This window comes from Georgenia satyanarayanai, assembly GCF_009193135.1.
Lineage (GTDB): Bacteria > Actinomycetota > Actinomycetes > Actinomycetales > Actinomycetaceae > Oceanitalea > Oceanitalea satyanarayanai.
In genome coordinates this window covers 1-17,086 of the sequence record NZ_VUKC01000018.1, presented here as the reverse complement: position 1 = coordinate 17,086, position 17,086 = coordinate 1, and the positions used below count along the sequence as shown (strand labels likewise).

Genomic DNA, 17,086 nt, shown 5'->3' with positions numbered 1-17,086 from the left:
TCCCCCCGGTCGCCGACAGCCGACTTCCCGCCGACAGCCGACTTCCCGCCGAGAGCCGACTTGTCGCCGAGAGCCGACTTGTTGCCGAGAGTCGACTTGTCGCCGAGAGCCGACTTGTTGCCGAGAGCCGGCTTCCCGTCGACAGCCGAGTGATGACCGAGACTTGGTTGTGACGGGCAGCCGATCCGGAACTCATTCACCTCTACCGGTGTGGCTCCTGTGAACCGCCTCGCCGCTTCGGCCGTGTTCGGGAAGCAGCCGGATCACGACGTTCTCCGAGAGCAGGGTCAGCGGATCGATATAGACGTCCCGGCCGCGACGCGCTCCCCAGTGGAGGCATGGGGACTCCGAGCAGTGGTGGCCGAGCGGCTCGAGGGCACCGAGCAGCTGTCCCGCCGTCACCTGCTCGCCCCTGCGGGCGGCGGCCGTGACCGGCTCGTAAGTGGTGCGGACGCCGTCGGCGTGATCGACGGACACCACGCCCCGGCCGGCGACCCGACCGGCGAAGGCGACGACGCCGTCGGCGGCTGCTCGTACATGTGCACCGGCCGGGAGGGCGAGATCGACGCCGCGGTGACCTGCCGCCCAGCGTTCAGGCGGCGCGGCGAATGGACGGACGACCTCGCCGCGATCGCCGGTCGGCCACTCGTACTGGACCACCTCGGCTGACGCGGTGGCGCCAGGTGCGACAAATGGTGGAGCAGGCGCCGATGGCTGGGCGAGGAGAAGCGCGCCACCGAGGAGGGCGAGCACGCCTGCTGTGCCCACAGCGCCGCCGCTCAGTCCCATGGCACTAGCGTCTGTGAAGCGCACCCGCCGCGTCGGAGCGCTGACGGGCTCTGGGGACGGCCGCGCCGCGACCGTAGTCGGTGGACCCACCACGTCAGCGTTCAGCGGCAACTCGGCTGTGGGCGGTAGGTCGGCTGTGGGCGGTAGGTCGACTGTCGGCGGTAAGTCGGCTGTCGTTGGTAAGTCGGCTGTGGGCGGTAAGTCGGCTGTCGGCGACAGGGGGGCTGGCGGGGGTGCGGTAGAGTTGGCCCCGCAGCCGGAGCGATCTGGTTGACATCGCGTGCCCACATGTCGCGCTCGCAGTCCTTCGGACCCAGCGACGCGAGGCAGCCGGCGCGGTCCCGCCCAGGCGGGTGCCGGCAGTCGTGAGCACCAGGAGTGGCGACCGCCCGGTCGACCACTGAGACAACCGAGTAGCGGACCAGGCAGCGGCACGCCCGCGCCTGTTCGCCCGACGTGCGGAGCACCCGCACCGGAAAGGACGAGCCATGGCCGTCGTCACCATGCGCCAGCTCCTCGAGAGCGGCGTCCACTTCGGGCACCAGACCCGTCGCTGGAACCCCAAGATGAAGCGCTTCATCTTCACCGAGCGCAACGGCATCTACATCATCGACCTGCAGAAGTCGCTGACGGACATCGACCGTGCGTACGAGTTCGTCAAGGAGACCGTCGCCCACGGCGGCAGCATCCTCTTCGTCGGCACGAAGAAGCAGGCCCAGGAGGCCGTGGCCGAGCAGGCCGCGCGCGTCGGCATGCCCTACGTCAACCAGCGCTGGCTGGGCGGCATGCTCACGAACTTCTCCACCGTGCACAAGCGCCTCCAGCGCATGAAGGAGCTCGAGCAGATCGACTTCGACGACGTGGCGGGCTCGTCCCACACGAAGAAGGAGCTGCTCATGATGCGCCGCGAGAAGGAGAAGCTCGAGCGCACCCTCGGCGGCATCCGCGACATGGCCAAGCTGCCCTCCGCCGTGTGGATCGTCGACACGAAGAAGGAGCACCTCGCGGTCGCCGAGGCGCGCAAGCTCAACATCCCCGTCGTCGCCATCCTCGACACCAACTGCGACCCGGACGAGGTCGACTACGGCATCCCGGGCAACGACGACGCCATCCGCGCCGTCGGGCTCCTCACCCGCGTCGTCGCCGACGCCGCTGCTGACGGTCTCGTCACGCGCCACGGTGGTGGCTCGGGCAGCGCCCCGACCGAGGCCGAGCCGCTGGCCGAGTGGGAGCGCGAGCTCCTCGCCGCCAACGAGGCCGACCAGAGCGCCCAGGCCTCGCCCGTCGTCGCCGAGCAGGGCGACGCGGCCGTCGACGCCGCGCAGCACGCCGCCGGCGTGACGAACGACGCCGAGCAGGTGGCCGCCGCCGCCGAGGACGGCGAGGAGTCCGCTCCCGTCGTCAGCGGCGAGGGCCCGGACGCCACGCAGGTGGCCGACAACGCTCCCGCGACGGACGCCCCCGCGGCCGACGAGCCCCCCGCCAGCCAGGCCTGATCCCCGCTACCTCCGAGGAGACACACACATGGCGAACTACACCGCCGCTGACATCAAGGCGCTGCGTGAGAAGACCGGCGCCGGCATGATGGACGTCAAGAAGGCGCTGGACGAGGCCGACGGCGACGCCGACAAGGCCATCGAGATCATCCGCGTCAAGGGCCTGAAGGGCGTGGCCAAGCGTGAGGGCCGCGCGGCCTCCGACGGCCTCGTCGCCGTCGAGGTCGTCGCCGACGGCGAGGGCGAGACCGGTGTCATGGTCGAGCTCAACTCCGAGACGGACTTCGTCGCGAAGAACCAGGTCTTCATCACCCTCGCCGAGCAGGTCCTCGCGGCCGCCGTCGCCTCCGGCGCGGCCGACGTCGAGGCCCTCCTCGCGGCCCCCGTCGGTGACAGCACCGTCGGCGCCCTCGTCGACGAGCACGCCGCCACCCTCGGCGAGAAGCTCGTCGTGCGTCGCGTGGCCCGCCTCTCCGGCGCGAAGGTGGCGCACTACCTCCACCGCACCGCCAAGGACCTGCCCCCGCAGGTCGGCGTCCTTGTCGCCACGGACGCCGCCGGCGCCGAGGTCGCGCGCGACGTCGCGATGCACATCGCGGCCTACAGCCCGCAGTTCCTCACCCGTGACGAGGTGCCCGCGGACGTCGTCGCCAACGAGCGTCGTATCGCCGAGGAGACCTCCCGCAACGAGGGCAAGCCCGAGGCCGCGCTCCCGAAGATCGTCGAGGGCCGCATGAACGGCTTCTTCAAGGAGACCGTGCTCCTCGACCAGGCCTACGCCCGCGACCCGAAGACCACGGTCGGCAAGGTCGTCGAGGGTGCTGGTGGCACGCTGACCGGTTTCGTCCGGTTCCGCGTCGGCGCCTGACACACACGTCGTCCGGTGGCCCCGGCCCGTACGGGCCGGGGCCACCCGCACACCATCTCCCGGAGGTCTGCATGAACGTCTCGTCCGACACGCCCGCGGGTGGGTCCTCGCCCCGCCGCGTCCTCCTCAAGCTGTCCGGTGAGGTCTTCGGCGGCGGCGCCATCGGCCTCGACGCGGACGTCGTGGCCGGCGTCGCCAAGCAGATCGCCGAGGCCAACGCGGCCGGCGTGCAGATCGCCATCGTCGTGGGCGGCGGCAACTTCTTCCGCGGCGCGGAGCTCTCCCAGCGGGGCCTGGACCGCTCCCGCGCCGACTACATGGGCATGCTGGGCACCGTGATGAACGCCCTGGCGCTCCAGGACTTCCTCGAGCAGGCCGGCGTGCGCACCCGCGTGCAGACCGCCATCACGATGGGTCAGGTCGCCGAGCCCTACATCCCGCTGCGCGCCGTCCGGCACCTCGAGAAGGGCCGCGTCGTCATCTTCGGCGCCGGCGCGGGCATGCCCTACTTCTCCACCGACACGGTCTCCGCCCAGCGCGCCCTCGAGACCCACTGCGACGAGGTGCTCGTGGGCAAGAACGGTGTCGACGGCGTGTACACCGCCGACCCGAACCTCGACCCGACGGCCACCCGCCTGGACCACGTGACCTACGGCGACGCGCTGCGCCAGGGCCTGCGGGTGGTCGACGCCGCCGCCTTCTCCCTGTGCATGGACAACGGCCTGACCATGCGTGTGTTCGGCATGACCACCCCCGGCAACGTCACGCGGGCGCTGCTGGGTGAGAAGATCGGCACACTGGTGACGGTCGACGGCGGTGGCGACACCCCCGCGGCAGCAGACGACATGAAGGAGACACGGTGATCGACGAGATCCTCCTCGAGGCCGAGGAGAAGATGGACAAGGCTGTCGAGGTGGCCGGCGAGGACTTCGCCGCGATCCGCACCGGCAGGGCCAACGCGGGGATGTTCTCCAAGATCCTCGTCGACTACTACGGGGCGCCCACGCCGCTGCAGCAGCTCGGCTCCCTCACCATCCCCGAGGCGCGCACCGTCCTCATCCAGCCCTACGACCGCGGCGCGTCCAACGCGGTCATCAAGGCGCTGCGGGAGTCCGACCTGGGCGTCAACCCGACCGACGACGGCAACGTCATCCGTGTGGCGCTGCCCGCCCTCACCGAGGAGCGCCGCCGCGACTACGTCAAGCTGGCCAAGACCAAGGCCGAGGACGCGCGCATCTCCATCCGCAACGTCCGCCGCAAGACCAAGGACGAGCTCGACCGGATGAAGAAGGACGGCGACGCCGGCGAGGACGAGGTCGACCGCGCCGAGAAGGAGCTCGAGGGGTTGACGAAGAAGCGCGTCGACGCCGTCGACGAGCTCCTCGCCGGCAAGGAACGAGAGCTCCTCGAGGTCTGAGTGAGCACCACCGGCGGTGACCCGCCGCTCACCCGCCGCCAGATCCGCGAGATCCAGGAGGGTGCGCGGCGCGCCATCGTGACCCAGGCGCCGCCCAAGCCGGCCAGCCGTGCGGGACGCAATCTCCCCGCGGCGATCGCGGTCGGCCTGGGCCTGCTCGGCCTGCTCCTCCTGTGCCTGTTCGTGCGCGAGGAGGCGTTCGTCGTGCTCGCGCTGCTCGCCACGAGCGGGGCGCTGTGGGAGTTCGCGCGCGCCGTCGGCACCCGCGGGGTCGTCGTGCCGCTCCTGCCGCTGTGGGTCGGCAACGCCGGGATCCTCGTCTCGGCCTACACCGCCGGGCCGAGCGCCATGCTCGTCGCGTTCTTCCTCACCGCCGGCGGCGTGCTCGTGTGGCGGGTGCTCGACGGCGGTGGGCCCGCCGCCGTGCGCGACGCCTGCGCCGGCGTCCTCGCCTCGGCCTACGTCTCCTTCCTCGCCGGCTTCGCGGTCCTCCTCCTCACCGAGGACCGCGGGCCCTGGCTGGTCCTCACGCTCGTGCTGTGCGCCGTCGCCAACGACACCGGCGGTTACGTCGCCGGTGTCCTCGTCGGTCGCCACCCGATGGCGCCCTCGATCAGCCCGAAGAAGTCGTGGGAGGGGGCCGGTGGCTCCCTCGTGCTCGCGGCCGCGGTCGGTGTCGGGCTGGCGCTGCTCGCGCTCGACGCGCCGTGGTGGGTGGGGCTCGCCCTGGGAGCCGGCGCCGTCGTCACCGCCACCGTCGGGGACCTGTCGGAGTCGCTCCTCAAGCGTGATCTCGGACTCAAGGACATGGGCACGCTGCTGCCCGGCCACGGCGGAATCCTCGACAGGTTGGACTCCCTGCTCATGACGGCACCGGCGAGCTACCTCCTGCTCACGACGTTCGTCGGCTGACTCCCAGGAACATCTGGAACAATCGGCAGCGACATGTCGACGACTGCACCCCTCCCTCCGACGCCAGGCGCTGCCGGTGAGCGGCCCCAGCTGACCTTCACCGCGCGCCGCCGCGGCAAGCCCCCGCGCCACCTGGCCGACCTCACCCGCGAGGACCGCGCGGCGGTGCTGCGCGAGAAGGACCTGCCCGCCTTCCGGGCCGACCAGCTCTCGCGCCACTACTTCAGCCACCTCACCCGCGACGACGCCGCGATGAGCGACCTGCCGGCCAGCGGCCGCGACGAGCTCGTCAACGAGCTCCTGCCCGAGCTGCTCACCGAGGTCCACACGCTCCAGGCCGACGCCGGGGCCACCCGCAAGGCGCTGTGGAGCCTCTTCGACGGCGCCAAGGTCGAGTCCGTCCTCATGCGCTACTCCGAGCGCGCCACCCTGTGCGTGTCCTCCCAGGCGGGCTGCGGCATGGCCTGCCCGTTCTGCGCCACCGGCCAGCAGGGCCTGACCCGCAACCTCTCGACGGCGGAGATCGTCGAGCAGGTGCGCGTCGCGGCCGCGGCCTGCCGGGACGGCCTGCTCACCGGCGGCCCCACCCGCCTCACCAACGTCGTCTTCATGGGGATGGGCGAGCCGCTGGCGAACTACCGCGCCGTCATCAACGCGGTGCGCCGGATGGTCGAGCCCAGCCCCGCGGGCTTCGGGCTGTCCGCCCGCAACGTGACCGTCTCGACGGTCGGGCTCGTCCCGGCCATCGACAAGCTCGCCAAGGAGGGGCTGCCGGTGACGCTGGCCGTGTCCCTCCACGCCCCAGACGACGGTCTGCGCGACGAGCTCATCCCGATCAACTCCCGCTGGAAGGTCGGTGAGCTGCTCGACTCCGCCCGCCGCTACTTCGACGCCACCGGGCGCCGCGTGAGCATCGAGTACGCGCTCATCCGCGACATCAACGACCACCAGTGGCGCGCCCAGCTCCTCGCCGACGAGCTCCTCGCCCGCGGCAAGGGCTGGATCCACGTCAACCCGATCCCGCTCAACCCGACGCCGGGCTCCAAGTGGACCGCCTCGGACCCGGACGTCGAGGACACCTTCGTCCGGACCCTGCGCAGGGCCGGGATCCCGACGACGGTCCGCGACACCCGCGGCAGCGACATCGACGGCGCCTGCGGCCAGCTCGCCGCCGAGCAGCTCGCCACCGCGGCGCCCAAGGTCGGTGTCCCCGAGGTGAAGGAGCCCACGCGATGAGCACGCTGTTCCCGGTCGTGGGGCGGATGAGCACGGGGTACGACCGCGAGCAGGTCGAGGAGTTCTTCACCCGTGCCCGCCAGGCCTACGAGGCGGGACGCGCCGGGAACGACGGCGCCCTCACCGAGACCGACGTGCGCCAGGTGGCCTTCGACCTCGTGCGGTCCGGGTACGCGACCGGCTCGGTCGACTCGGCGCTCGACCGCCTCGAGGCGGCTCTCGTCCAGCGGCGCCGTGACGCCTTCGTCGCCGCCCACGGGCAGCAGGCGTGGATGGACCGCATCGCCGAGCGCGCCACGACGCTCTACCCGCGTCTCGTCCGCCCGGCGGGGGAGCGCTTCGCGCCACCCGAGAGCGGCCGTGGCTACGACCGCGACGTCGTCGACGACCTCATGGACCGGCTCGTCGCCTACTTCGACGCCGACGGCGACCTCACCGCCGCCGAGATCCGCACCGTCACCTTCCCCTCCGCCCGTCGCGACAAGGCCTACGCCGAGGGTGTCGTCGACGCCTACCTCGACCGCGCCGTCGAGGTCCTCCTGGCCGTCGAATGACCACGCTCACGCTGCTCGGCTCGACGGGCTCGATCGGGACGCAGGCCCTCGAGGTCGTCTCCCGCGGCGGCTACGAGGTCGCCGCACTCGCGGCCGGCGGGGCGAACCTGCGGCTGCTCGCCGAGCAGGTCCTCGACCACGACGTGCCGCTCGTCGCCGTGTCCCACGCCAGCGCCGCGGACGTGCGAGACGCCGTCGCCGCCGTCGCGGCGGAGCGCGGCGTGCGGACGCCGCCGCTCGAGGTGCTCGTCGGGGAGGGGGCCGCGACCGAGCTCGCCGGCGCGGGCAGCGACGTCGTCCTCAACGGCGTCACCGGCTCCGTCGGCCTGGAGCCCACCCTCGCGGCTCTCGCCGCCGGGTCGAGCCTGGCGCTGGCGAACAAGGAGTCGCTCGTCGTCGGCGGCGCACTCGTCCGCGCCGCGCGGCAGCGGCCCGACCAGATCGTCCCCGTCGACTCCGAGCACTCCGCGATGGCCCAGGCGCTGCGCTCCGGCGCGCACGCCGAGGTCGCCCGCCTCGTCCTCACCGCCTCCGGTGGTCCCTTCCGCGGCCGCCGCCGGGAGGAGCTCGCCGAGGTGACCGCCGCCCAGGCGCTGGACCACCCCACGTGGGCCATGGGTCCGGTTGTCACCGTCAACTCCGCCACCCTCGTCAACAAGGGCCTGGAGCTCATCGAGGCCCACCTCCTCTTCGACGTCGCCGTGGAGGACATCACCGTCGTCGTCCACCCGCAGTCGGTCGTCCACTCGATGGTCGAGTTCGTCGACGGCTCGACGATCGCGCAGGCCTCCCCGCCCGACATGCGCCTGCCCATCGCGCTCGCGCTGTCCTGGCCCGCCCGCCCCCAGCGCGCCGTCGCCCCGTGCCGCTGGGACGAGGCGACGAGCTGGACCTTCGAGCCGCTGGACGAGGACACCTTCCGCGGCGTGCGCCTGGCGCGCCACGCGGCCGCCGCCTCGGCCACCCACCCGGCCGTCCTCAACGCCGCCAACGAGGAGTGCGTCGCCGCGTTCCTCGACGGGCGCCTCGGCTTCCTCGCCATCACCGACATCCTCGAGCAGGTCCTCGCCGAGCACGACGGCGTCCCCGCCGAGCGCCTCGACCTCGCGACCGTCCACGCCGCCGAGGCCTGGGCCCGGCACCGCGCCCGGGCGCTGGCAGGCGCGCGATGAGTTTCCTCGTCGGCGTCCTCGTGCTCGTCGTCGGGCTCGTCGTCTCCATCGCCCTTCACGAGGTCGGGCACCTCCTGCCCGCCAAGCGCTTCGGCGTCAAGGTCACCGAGTACTTCGTCGGGTTCGGCCCCACCCTGTGGTCGCGCCGGCGCGGGGAGACCGAGTACGGCGTCAAGGCCGTGCCGCTCGGCGGCTACGTGCGGATGGTGGGCATGTACCCGCCCGCACGCACGGACCGGCCCGTGCGGCGCCGTCGTGACGGGCGCGCCACCCTCGTCGAGGAGGCGCGCGAGTTCGCCCTGGCGGAGGTCGGTCCCGGCGAGGAGCACCGCACCTTCTCCTCCCTCAGCGTGCCGAAGAAGCTCGTCGTCATGCTCGGCGGGCCGGTGATGAACCTCCTCATCGCCGTCGTCCTCCTCTCCGTCGTGCTCGTCGGCGTGGGGGTGCCCGCCTACACCGCCACGCTCGGCAACGTCCAGGAGTGCCTGCCGGCCGACCCCGCGGCCACCGAGTGCGCCGGGACCGACCCCGCCGCTCCCGGCGCCGTCGCCGGCCTCCAGCCGGGCGACACCGTCCTGTCGTGGGGCGGACGGCCGGTCGTGTCGTGGGACGACGTGCGCGCGGCCATCGCCGCGTCCGGACCCAGCCCGGCCACCGTCGTCGTCGAGCGGGACGGGCAGGAGCGCACGGTCACGGTCACGCCCGTGATGAGCGAGCGGCCCGTCGTCGTCGACGGCGAGGTCCGCACCGACGACGCCGGTGAGCCGGTGACCGAGCCGCAGCCCTTCGTCGGGATCGGTCCGGTCGCCGAGCTCGTCCCACAGCCGGTCACCGCCGTGCCCGGGAGGGTCGTCGAGGCGGTGGGCGCGACCGTCACCGTCGTCCTCACGCTCCCGCAGCGGCTCGTCGACGTCGCCCAGGCGGCCTTCGGTGAGGAGGAGCGCGACCCCGGCGTCGTCGGGCTCGTCGGCGTGGGCCGCTTCGCCGGGGAGATCGCCTCCATCGACAGCGAGCGCTACGGCGTCGTCGAACGGACGGCGGACCTGCTCGGCCTGCTCGCCTCCCTCAACCTCGCGCTGTTCGTCTTCAACCTCATCCCGCTGCTCCCGCTCGACGGCGGCCACATCGCCGGCGCGCTGTGGGAGGGCCTGCGCCGCCGGGTCGCGACCTGGCGGGGACGCCCGGACCCCGGCCCCGTGGACGTCGCGCGGATGCTGCCCCTCACCTACGTCGTCGTCATCGCGATGGTGGGCATGAGCCTGCTCCTCGCCTACGCCGACATCGTGCGGCCGGTCACCCTCACCGGCTGAGCCGTGCACACAGGCGGCGCCGTGGGGGATACTGACGAGGTGAGTACTCCGATCTCCCTCGGCATCCCGACCGTCAAGGAGCAGCCGCCCGTGCTGGCTCCCCGCCGGAAGACCCGCAAGATCCGGGTCGGCGACGTCGAGGTGGGCGGCGACGCCCCCGTGAGCGTCCAGTCGATGACGACGACGAAGACGCACGACATCAACGCCACCCTCCAGCAGATCGCCGAGCTCACGGCCTCGGGCTGCGACATCGTCCGCGTGGCCTGCCCCACGGACAAGGACGCCGAGGCGCTGCCGATCATCGCCAAGAAGTCCCAGATCCCGGTGATCGCCGACATCCACTTCCAGCCGAAGTACGTCTTCGCGGCCATCGAGGCGGGCTGCGGCGCGGTGCGCGTCAACCCGGGCAACATCCGCAAGTTCGACGACAAGGTCAAGGAGATCGCCAAGGCGGCCTCCGACGCCGGCGTCTCCCTGCGCATCGGCGTCAACGCCGGCTCGCTGGACCCGCGTCTGCTCAAGAAGTACGGCAAGGCGACGCCCGAGGCGCTCGTCGAGTCCGCCGTGTGGGAGGCCTCCCTCTTCGAGGAGCACGGCTTCCACGACTTCAAGATCTCCGTCAAGCACAACGACCCCGTCGTCATGGTGCGTGCCTACGAGCTGCTCTCCGAGCAGGGCGACTGGCCGCTGCACCTCGGTGTCACCGAGGCCGGGCCCGCCTTCCAGGGCACGATCAAGTCCGCCACCGCCTTCGGTGCCCTGCTCTCCAAGGGCATCGGTGACACGATCCGGGTCTCCCTCTCCGCCCCGCCGGTGGAGGAGATCAAGGTCGGCAACCAGATCCTCGAGTCGCTCAACCTGCGCCCGCGCAAGCTCGAGATCGTCTCCTGCCCCTCCTGCGGCCGCGCCCAGGTGGACGTCTACCAGCTGGCCGACGACGTCACCGCGGGCCTCGAGGGCATGACCGTCCCGCTGCGCGTCGCCGTCATGGGCTGCGTCGTCAACGGCCCCGGCGAGGCCCGGGAGGCGGACCTCGGCGTGGCCTCCGGCAACGGCAAGGGCCAGATCTTCGTCAAGGGCGAGGTCATCAAGACCGTCCCCGAGGACCAGATCGTCGAGACCCTCATCGCCGAGGCCAACCGGATCGCCGAGGAGATGGGCCTGGAGTCCGAGCCCGGCGGCCCGGTCGTCTCGGTCGGCTGAGCGGAGCCCGGGTGCTGGGCAGGTGGCTCCACCCCGTGGGCCCGCGGGTCCGTCCCCTGCGGGACGAGGACCGGGAGGCCGCCCTCGGGCTGTGCGCCGCCGACCCCGTCGGCAACGTCCTCGCCGCCGTCCAGGTCGAGATGCTGGGCCGGCGCCGGCTGCCCGGCGCCGAGCTCCTCGGCGTGTGGCGCGAGGGTGAGCTGCGCGCCCTGTGCTGGTCCGGGGCCAACCTCGTCCCGGTCGCGGTCGACGAGCCGGAGCTCCTCGACGCCGTCGCCGACCACGTCCGGGGGCGGGGACGCCGGGCCTCCTCGATCGTCGGCCCCGCCGAGCAGGTGCTCGGGCTGTGGGACCGGCTCGGTCCGCGGTGGCTGCCTCCCCGCGAGGTGCGTGCCGACCAGCCCTCGATGGCGATCTCCGACACCCCCGCCGTCGAGCCCGACGCGCGGGTGCGGCTGAGCGGCCTGGAGGACCTCGACGTCGTCGTCCCGGCCTGCGTGGCGATGTTCACCGAGGAGGTGGGCTACTCGCCCCTCGCCTCCGGTGGTGCCTACGCGGCGCGGGTCCACGAGCTCGTCTCGACGCAGCGGTCCTACGTCCGCATCGAGGAGGCCCCCGAGGGCCGGCGCGTCGTCTTCAAGGCGGAGGTCGGCGCGTGCGCGCTCGGCGTCGCGCAGATCCAGGGCGTGTGGGTGCACCCCGAGCACCGCGGCGAGGGCATCGCGGCACCGGCGATGGCCGCCGTCGTCGAGGACGTGCGCCGCCGCACCGCGCCGGTGGTCTCGCTGTACGTCAACGGCTACAACGCCCCCGCCATCGCGACGTACCGCCGCACCGGCTTCGAGCAGGTCGGCACCTACGCCACCGTCCTGTTCTGAGCGAGGTCCGGCGCCCGCCTCCTCGCGCCGAGAGCTGGATCGTGCCCGCGGGGCGATACGCTGACCGGCGTGCTGATGCGGATGTCGACCCTGTTCCTGCGAACCCTGCGTGAAGACCCGGTGGACGCCGAGCTGCCGAGCCACCGGCTGCTCGTGCGAGCCGGCTACATCCGCCGCGCCGCCCCCGGCATCTACACCTGGCTGCCGCTCGGCCTGCGGGTCCTCGGCAAGATCGAGCAGGTCGTGCGCGAGGAGATGACCGCCGCCGGCGCCCAGGAGGTCCACTTCCCGGCGCTGCTGCCGCGCGAGCCCTACGAGGCCACCGGCCGGTGGACCGAGTACGGACCGAACCTGTTCCGCCTCCAGGACCGCCGCGAGAACGACTACCTCCTCGCCCCCACCCACGAGGAGATGTTCACCCTCCTCGTCAAGGACCTGTACTCCTCGTACAAGGACCTGCCGCTCACGCTCTTCCAGATCCAGACGAAGTACCGCGATGAGGCGCGTCCGCGCGCCGGCCTGCTGCGCGGGCGCGAGTTCATCATGAAGGACGCCTACTCCTTCGACATCGACGACGCCGGCCTCGAGCGCTCCTACCGCGCCCAGCGTGAGGCCTACGAGCGGATCTTCACCCGCCTGGGCCTGGAGTACGTCATCGTCGCGGCGACGAGCGGCGCCATGGGCGGGTCCCGCTCCGAGGAGTTCCTCTTCCCGACGCCGTCCGGCGAGGACACGTTCGTCCGCTCGCCCGGCGGGTACGCCGCCAACGTCGAGGCCGCGCTCACCGCCGTCCCCGAGCCCCTCGACGCCACCGACCTGCCGCCGGCACAGGTGCGCGACACCCCCGGGTCCACGACCATCGACACCCTCGTGGAGCAGGCCAACGCGCTCTACCCGCGCCCCGACCGGCCGTGGACGGCCGCGGACACGCTGAAGAACGTCGTCCTCGCCCTCACCCACCCCGACGGCACCGACGAGCTCGTCGTCGTTGGCCTGCCCGGGGACCGCGAGGTCGACCTCAAGCGGCTCGAGGGAGCCCTCGAGCCGACCCTCGTCGCGCCCGCCACCGACGAGCAGCTCGCCACACGGCCCGAGCTCGTCAAGGGCTACATCGGTCCCGCCGTCATCGGCCCCAACGCCGGCGACGACGGCGAGGACCGCACCTCCCTGCGCTACCTCCTCGACCCTCGCGTCGTGCCCGGCACGAGCTGGATCACCGGCGCGAACGAGGACGGCACGCACGTCTTCGGGCTCGTCGCCGGCCGCGACTTCACCGCCGACGGCACGATCGAGGCCGCCGAGGTCCGCGCCGGAGACCCCGCGCCGGACGGCTCGGGCCCGCTCGAGCTCGCCCGCGGCATCGAGATCGGCCACGTCTTCGCCCTGGGGCGCAAGTACGCGGAGGCGCTCGGCCTCAAGGTCCTCGACGAGAACGGCAAGGCCGTCACGGTGACGATGGGCTCCTACGGCATCGGTGTCAGCCGCGCGCTCGCCGCCGTCGCCGAGGCGACGTGCGACGACTCCGGACTGGCCTGGCCGATGTCCCTCGCCCCCTTCCACGTCCACCTGCTCGCCACCGGCAAGGACCCCGAGGTCTTCGCCGAGGCCGAGCGCATCGCCGCCGCGCTCACCGCGCAGGGCATCGAGGTGCTCCTCGACGACCGTCCGAAGATGTCCGCGGGCGTGAAGTTCGCCGACTCCGAGCTGCTCGGTGTGCCGCTCGTCCTCGTCGTCGGCCGCGGCCTCGCCGAGGGCAAGGTCGAGCTGCGCGAGCGGGCCACGGGGGAGCGGCGCGAGCTGCCCGTCGGGGAGGCCGTGGACGCGGTCGCGTCGGCCGTGCGGTCCGCCCTCGGGGCCTGACCGTCACCGTGTCCGGGCGCCGCGCGCTGGCGGCCGCGCTCCTCGCCGCGCTCACCCTCACGGGCTGCGGGCTCCGCCTCGAGACCCCGCCGCCCGAGGTGCCCACCGCCGACGCCGTGGAGCAGGCCCGCCAGGACGCCGCCGTGGTGGCCGCGCAGCTGCGCGCGGCCGCCGGTGCGGCGACCACCGGCGGGGAGGCGGGGGAGGTGCTCGCCGCCGTCCGGGCGGCGGCGGCCGAGCACCACGCGGCCCTCGGTGGGGTCTGGGAGCCGTGGCCGGGCGCCGGCCCGGAGGCGACGGCGTACCCGGACGGCCCGGCCACGCCCGCGCCCACACCGGCCGCGACTCCCGAGCAGGTCCTCGACCTCCTCGAGGAGGGCGCCGCCGCCGCGCGTGCGGACGCGCTCGACCACGACGGCGAGCTCGGCCGGCTGCTCGCCGCCGTCGCGATCTCGCGCACCTGGCTCGCCGTCGACCTGGCGCGCGCCCTGTCCGTCGAGGCCGAGCGGCTCCCGGCCGCACCGCAGCCGGCCCCGGCCCCCGGCACGATCGACCCGCAGACCTCGCGCGCGGTGGACGCCGCCCGGTACGCCTTCGAGGTCGTCGCCGCCCGCAGCAGCGGCGCCCAGCGGGAGGCCGCGGTCACGCGTGCCGAGCAGCTCGGGCTCGTCGCCGGAGCCGTCGCCCCCGAGGAGGACGAGCGCGAGGTCGCCTACGACGTGGGCGACATCGCGGGGACGGCGACGCCGGAACGTGCCCTGGCGGGCGCGGCCGAGCTCGACGTCGTCGCCGCGTACGTCGCGCTGCTCGGGACCGCGGCCGAGGACCGCGAGACGGTGCTCGACGCCGCGACCTACGCCGCCGGGCAGGCGCGGTCGTGGGATACCGCACTCCCGGCCCTGCCGGGCCTCTCCTGAGAGGGGCCCGGGCCCCGGGTAAGGTGTGGGAGTTCCGCAGCCGAGCCCCCAGGAGAGCACCATGGCACGCCCGTCGGACGTCGCAGCCGAGCTGCGCCGCGTCCTCGAGCCCGTCGTCACCGACGCCGGCCTGTACCTCGAGGACGTGAGCGTGAGCGCGGCCGGCCGGCGCAGCGTCGTGCGGGTCGTCGTCGACCTCGCGGACGGGCCCGGTGGCGTCGGCTCCGACCTCCTCACCGACGTCTCCCGCCAGGTCTCCACGACCCTCGACGACGTCGACGTCGTCGCCGGGGCGTACACCCTGGAGGTCTCCACCCCCGGAGTCACGCGCCCGCTCACGACGGCACGGCACTACCGCCGTGCCGAGGGGCGACTCGTGCGACTGCGCACCACGTCCGGCGCCGTGCGCGGACGTGTGCTCGCGGTCGACGGCGCGGACGTGGTCATCGACACTGAGGGCACGCGTCAGGTCGTCGCGCTGTCCGACATCACCTCGGGCACCGTCGAGCCCGAGCTGGGGCGTGCGGCAGACGCTGCCGCAGAGGGCTGAGGAGGACACATGGACATCGACATGACCGCGCTGCGCCTGATCGAGAGCGAGCGTGAGATCCGCCTCGACGTGCTGGTCGGCGCGATCGAGGAGGCACTCCTCCTCGCCTACCAGCGCACCCCGGGCGCCGCGGAGCGGGCCCGCGTCGAGGTGGACCGCCGCACCGGCCGCGTCACCGTCATGGCGACGGAGGTCGACGAGGAGGGCAACGCCGTCGGCGAGTACGACGACACCCCCAGCGGCTTCGGCCGGATCGCCACCGCCACCGCCCGCAGCGTCATCGTCCAGCGGCTGCGCGACGCCGAGGACGACCAGGTCATGGGCTCGCTGCGCGACCGCGCCGGGACCCTCATCGCCGGTGTCGTCCAGCAGGGCCGCGACCCCCGCGTCGTCCTCGTCGACATCGGCGAGCTCGAGGCCGTCCTGCCCGCCCACGAGCAGGTGCCCACCGAGACCTACCGCCACGGCGACCGCCTGCGCGCCTACGTCCTGGAGGTGGCGCGCGGCGCCAAGGGCCCCTCGGTCACCCTCTCGCGCACCCACCCCAACCTCGTGCGCGAGCTCTTCGCCCTCGAGGTCCCCGAGGTCGCCGACGGCAGCGTCGAGATCAAGGCGCTGGCCCGCGAGGCCGGGCACCGGACGAAGATCGCCGTCGCCTCCACCGTCCCCGGCCTCAACGCCAAGGGTGCCTGCATCGGCCCCATGGGCCAGCGTGTCCGGGCGGTCATGAGCGAGCTCGACGGCGAGAAGATCGACATCGTCGACTACAGCGAGGACGCCGCGACCTTCGTCGGCAACGCGCTGTCGCCCGCCCGTGTCACGAGCGTCGAGGTGGTCGACGCCGAGGAGCGGTCCGCACGCGTCGTCGTGCCCGACTTCCAGCTGTCCCTGGCCATCGGCAAGGAGGGCCAGAACGCCCGGCTCGCCGCGCGCCTGACCGGCTGGCGGATCGACATCCACTCCGACACCGAGGGTGAGCAGGCCGAGGGCTGAGCACCCTCGGCGGGGGCGTGTGAGCAAACACACCACCCCCCGCCGCGGTGCCCATCACTGTCCCGCAGGGGCGGGTGGGGGTAGACTTCCCGACGGGCCACAGCCCGAACTCCCATGACAGCGCCTCCTTCCCCCTCACCTCCCGGCGAGGGACAGGTACGCACCTGTGTGGGATGCCGGGCCAGGGCCCCGCGGTCCGCCCTCGTGCGGGTCGTCCTCGTTCCCCACACGCCTCGCGCGGTGGTGGACGAACGGACGGACGCCCCCGGGCGGGGGGCCTGGTTGCACGCTGACCGGGCCTGCCTGGACCTCGCCGATCGCCGGCGGGCGATCCCCCGGGCCCTGCGCTCCGCAGGACCGGTGGACACCACCGCCGTCACGGAGTGGTTCAGCACGAAGAACGCCGGGTCAGACCTGAGCCGGCACGAGTCATCGACGAAGAAAGCGGGTTGGAAGCCGATGGGCACCCGATGAGTACCCAGCGATGAGTTTCAAGCACTAACACGGCCCCACCCTGTCCCGGGCGGGCCGAGACAGGAGAAATGTGGCAAAGCTTCGCGTCCACGAGCTCGCCAAGGAGCTCGGCGTCGACAGCAAGACGGTTCTGGCCAAGCTCGGCGAGCTCGGCGAGTTCGTCAAGTCGGCCTCGTCCACCGTCGAGGCGCCCGTCGTGCGCCGCCTCCGGGAGGCCATTCCCGCACCGTCGGCCTCCGAGGAGAAGCCGGCACCCAAGAAGGCGGTCAAGCCCAAGGCTCCCGCCGCCAAGACCGCTGAGCCGCAGGCCCCTGCCGAGCAGAAGGCCCCGGCCGCACCCGCCGCCCCGGCACCCACCCCCGCGCGTCCGGCACCCGCCGCCGCGGAGCGCCCCGCGGCACCCAAGCCGGGCGCACCCGCCCCGGCCCCCGCGCCGGAGCCCGAGGCGGCTCCGGCC

At 73.2% G+C, this 17,086-nt stretch carries 18 protein-coding genes; 17 read left to right on the top strand and 1 reads right to left on the bottom strand.

The window, feature by feature from the left end; genetic code table 11:
- Positions 1–192 precede the first annotated feature (192 nt).
- The gene (locus GD632_RS14350; RefSeq protein ID WP_152192902.1) at positions 193–789 is read right to left on the bottom strand and encodes a M23 family metallopeptidase; all 597 of its coding nucleotides are present in this window, start codon (positions 787–789) and stop codon (positions 193–195) included.
- A 488-nt stretch (positions 790–1,277) separates the two neighbouring features.
- Between GD632_RS14350 and rpsB the strand changes: the two genes are divergently transcribed.
- From rpsB to GD632_RS14265, 17 genes are all read left to right on the top strand, one after another.
- Complete coding sequence (gene rpsB, locus GD632_RS14345; RefSeq protein WP_152192901.1) at positions 1,278–2,285, top strand: 30S ribosomal protein S2; 1,008 nt, start codon at positions 1,278–1,280, stop codon at positions 2,283–2,285.
- A gap of 28 nt (positions 2,286–2,313) precedes the next feature.
- A complete protein-coding gene (gene tsf, locus GD632_RS14340; protein WP_152192900.1) occupies positions 2,314–3,153 on the top strand; it encodes a translation elongation factor Ts in 840 nt (279 codons plus the stop codon).
- A 71-nt stretch (positions 3,154–3,224) separates the two neighbouring features.
- The gene (gene pyrH, locus GD632_RS14335) at positions 3,225–4,016 is read left to right on the top strand and encodes a UMP kinase (RefSeq protein ID WP_152192899.1); all 792 of its coding nucleotides are present in this window, start codon (positions 3,225–3,227) and stop codon (positions 4,014–4,016) included.
- On the top strand, positions 4,013–4,570 hold the full coding sequence (frr, locus tag GD632_RS14330) for a ribosome recycling factor (protein WP_152192898.1): 558 nt from the start codon (positions 4,013–4,015) through the stop codon (positions 4,568–4,570). The genes pyrH and frr overlap by 4 nt, the downstream gene beginning before the upstream one ends.
- Positions 4,571–5,482 (top strand): phosphatidate cytidylyltransferase, encoded by a 912-nt coding sequence (locus GD632_RS14325; RefSeq protein ID WP_319633120.1) that lies wholly within the window; start codon positions 4,571–4,573, stop codon positions 5,480–5,482.
- 33 nt (positions 5,483–5,515) lie between these two features.
- Entirely contained in the window at positions 5,516–6,718 is a 1,203-nt protein-coding gene (rlmN, locus tag GD632_RS14320) for a 23S rRNA (adenine(2503)-C(2))-methyltransferase RlmN (RefSeq protein ID WP_152192897.1), read from the top strand.
- On the top strand, positions 6,715–7,272 hold the full coding sequence (locus tag GD632_RS14315; protein WP_152192896.1) for a DivIVA domain-containing protein: 558 nt from the start codon (positions 6,715–6,717) through the stop codon (positions 7,270–7,272). Before rlmN ends, GD632_RS14315 begins: the two co-directional genes overlap by 4 nt.
- On the top strand, positions 7,269–8,444 hold the full coding sequence (gene dxr, locus GD632_RS14310; RefSeq protein WP_152192895.1) for a 1-deoxy-D-xylulose-5-phosphate reductoisomerase: 1,176 nt from the start codon (positions 7,269–7,271) through the stop codon (positions 8,442–8,444). Before GD632_RS14315 ends, dxr begins: the two co-directional genes overlap by 4 nt.
- Entirely contained in the window at positions 8,441–9,754 is a 1,314-nt protein-coding gene (locus tag GD632_RS14305) for a M50 family metallopeptidase (RefSeq protein WP_152192894.1), read from the top strand. The genes dxr and GD632_RS14305 overlap by 4 nt, the downstream gene beginning before the upstream one ends.
- Positions 9,755–9,793: 39 nt before the next feature.
- Positions 9,794–10,957 carry a flavodoxin-dependent (E)-4-hydroxy-3-methylbut-2-enyl-diphosphate synthase gene (gene ispG, locus GD632_RS14300; protein WP_152192893.1) on the top strand — a complete coding sequence of 388 codons (1,164 nt, stop codon included), beginning with the start codon at positions 9,794–9,796 and terminating at the stop codon, positions 10,955–10,957.
- A gap of 11 nt (positions 10,958–10,968) precedes the next feature.
- Positions 10,969–11,835: a GNAT family N-acetyltransferase gene (locus tag GD632_RS14295; protein WP_226924889.1), complete on the top strand. Its 867-nt coding sequence runs from the start codon at positions 10,969–10,971 to the stop codon at positions 11,833–11,835.
- Positions 11,836–11,904: 69 nt separating this feature from the next.
- Positions 11,905–13,695: a proline--tRNA ligase gene (locus GD632_RS14290; RefSeq protein ID WP_152192892.1), complete on the top strand. Its 1,791-nt coding sequence runs from the start codon at positions 11,905–11,907 to the stop codon at positions 13,693–13,695.
- Positions 13,696–13,703: 8 nt separating this feature from the next.
- Positions 13,704–14,612, top strand: coding sequence for a ferritin family protein (locus GD632_RS14285; RefSeq protein ID WP_152192891.1), 909 nt, complete (start codon positions 13,704–13,706; stop codon positions 14,610–14,612).
- Positions 14,613–14,673: 61 nt separating this feature from the next.
- Positions 14,674–15,162: a ribosome maturation factor RimP gene (locus GD632_RS14280; protein ID WP_152192890.1), complete on the top strand. Its 489-nt coding sequence runs from the start codon at positions 14,674–14,676 to the stop codon at positions 15,160–15,162.
- Between the two features lie 9 nt (positions 15,163–15,171).
- Positions 15,172–16,155 (top strand): transcription termination factor NusA, encoded by a 984-nt coding sequence (nusA, locus tag GD632_RS14275; protein ID WP_152192889.1) that lies wholly within the window; start codon positions 15,172–15,174, stop codon positions 16,153–16,155.
- Between the two features lie 114 nt (positions 16,156–16,269).
- Positions 16,270–16,629, top strand: a complete 360-nt coding sequence (locus tag GD632_RS14270; RefSeq protein ID WP_152192888.1) for a YlxR family protein — start codon at positions 16,270–16,272, stop codon at positions 16,627–16,629.
- Between the two features lie 70 nt (positions 16,630–16,699).
- Positions 16,700–17,086 (top strand): translation initiation factor IF-2 N-terminal domain-containing protein (locus GD632_RS14265; RefSeq protein WP_193311498.1); only part of this gene is annotated, 387 nt, incomplete at its 3' end.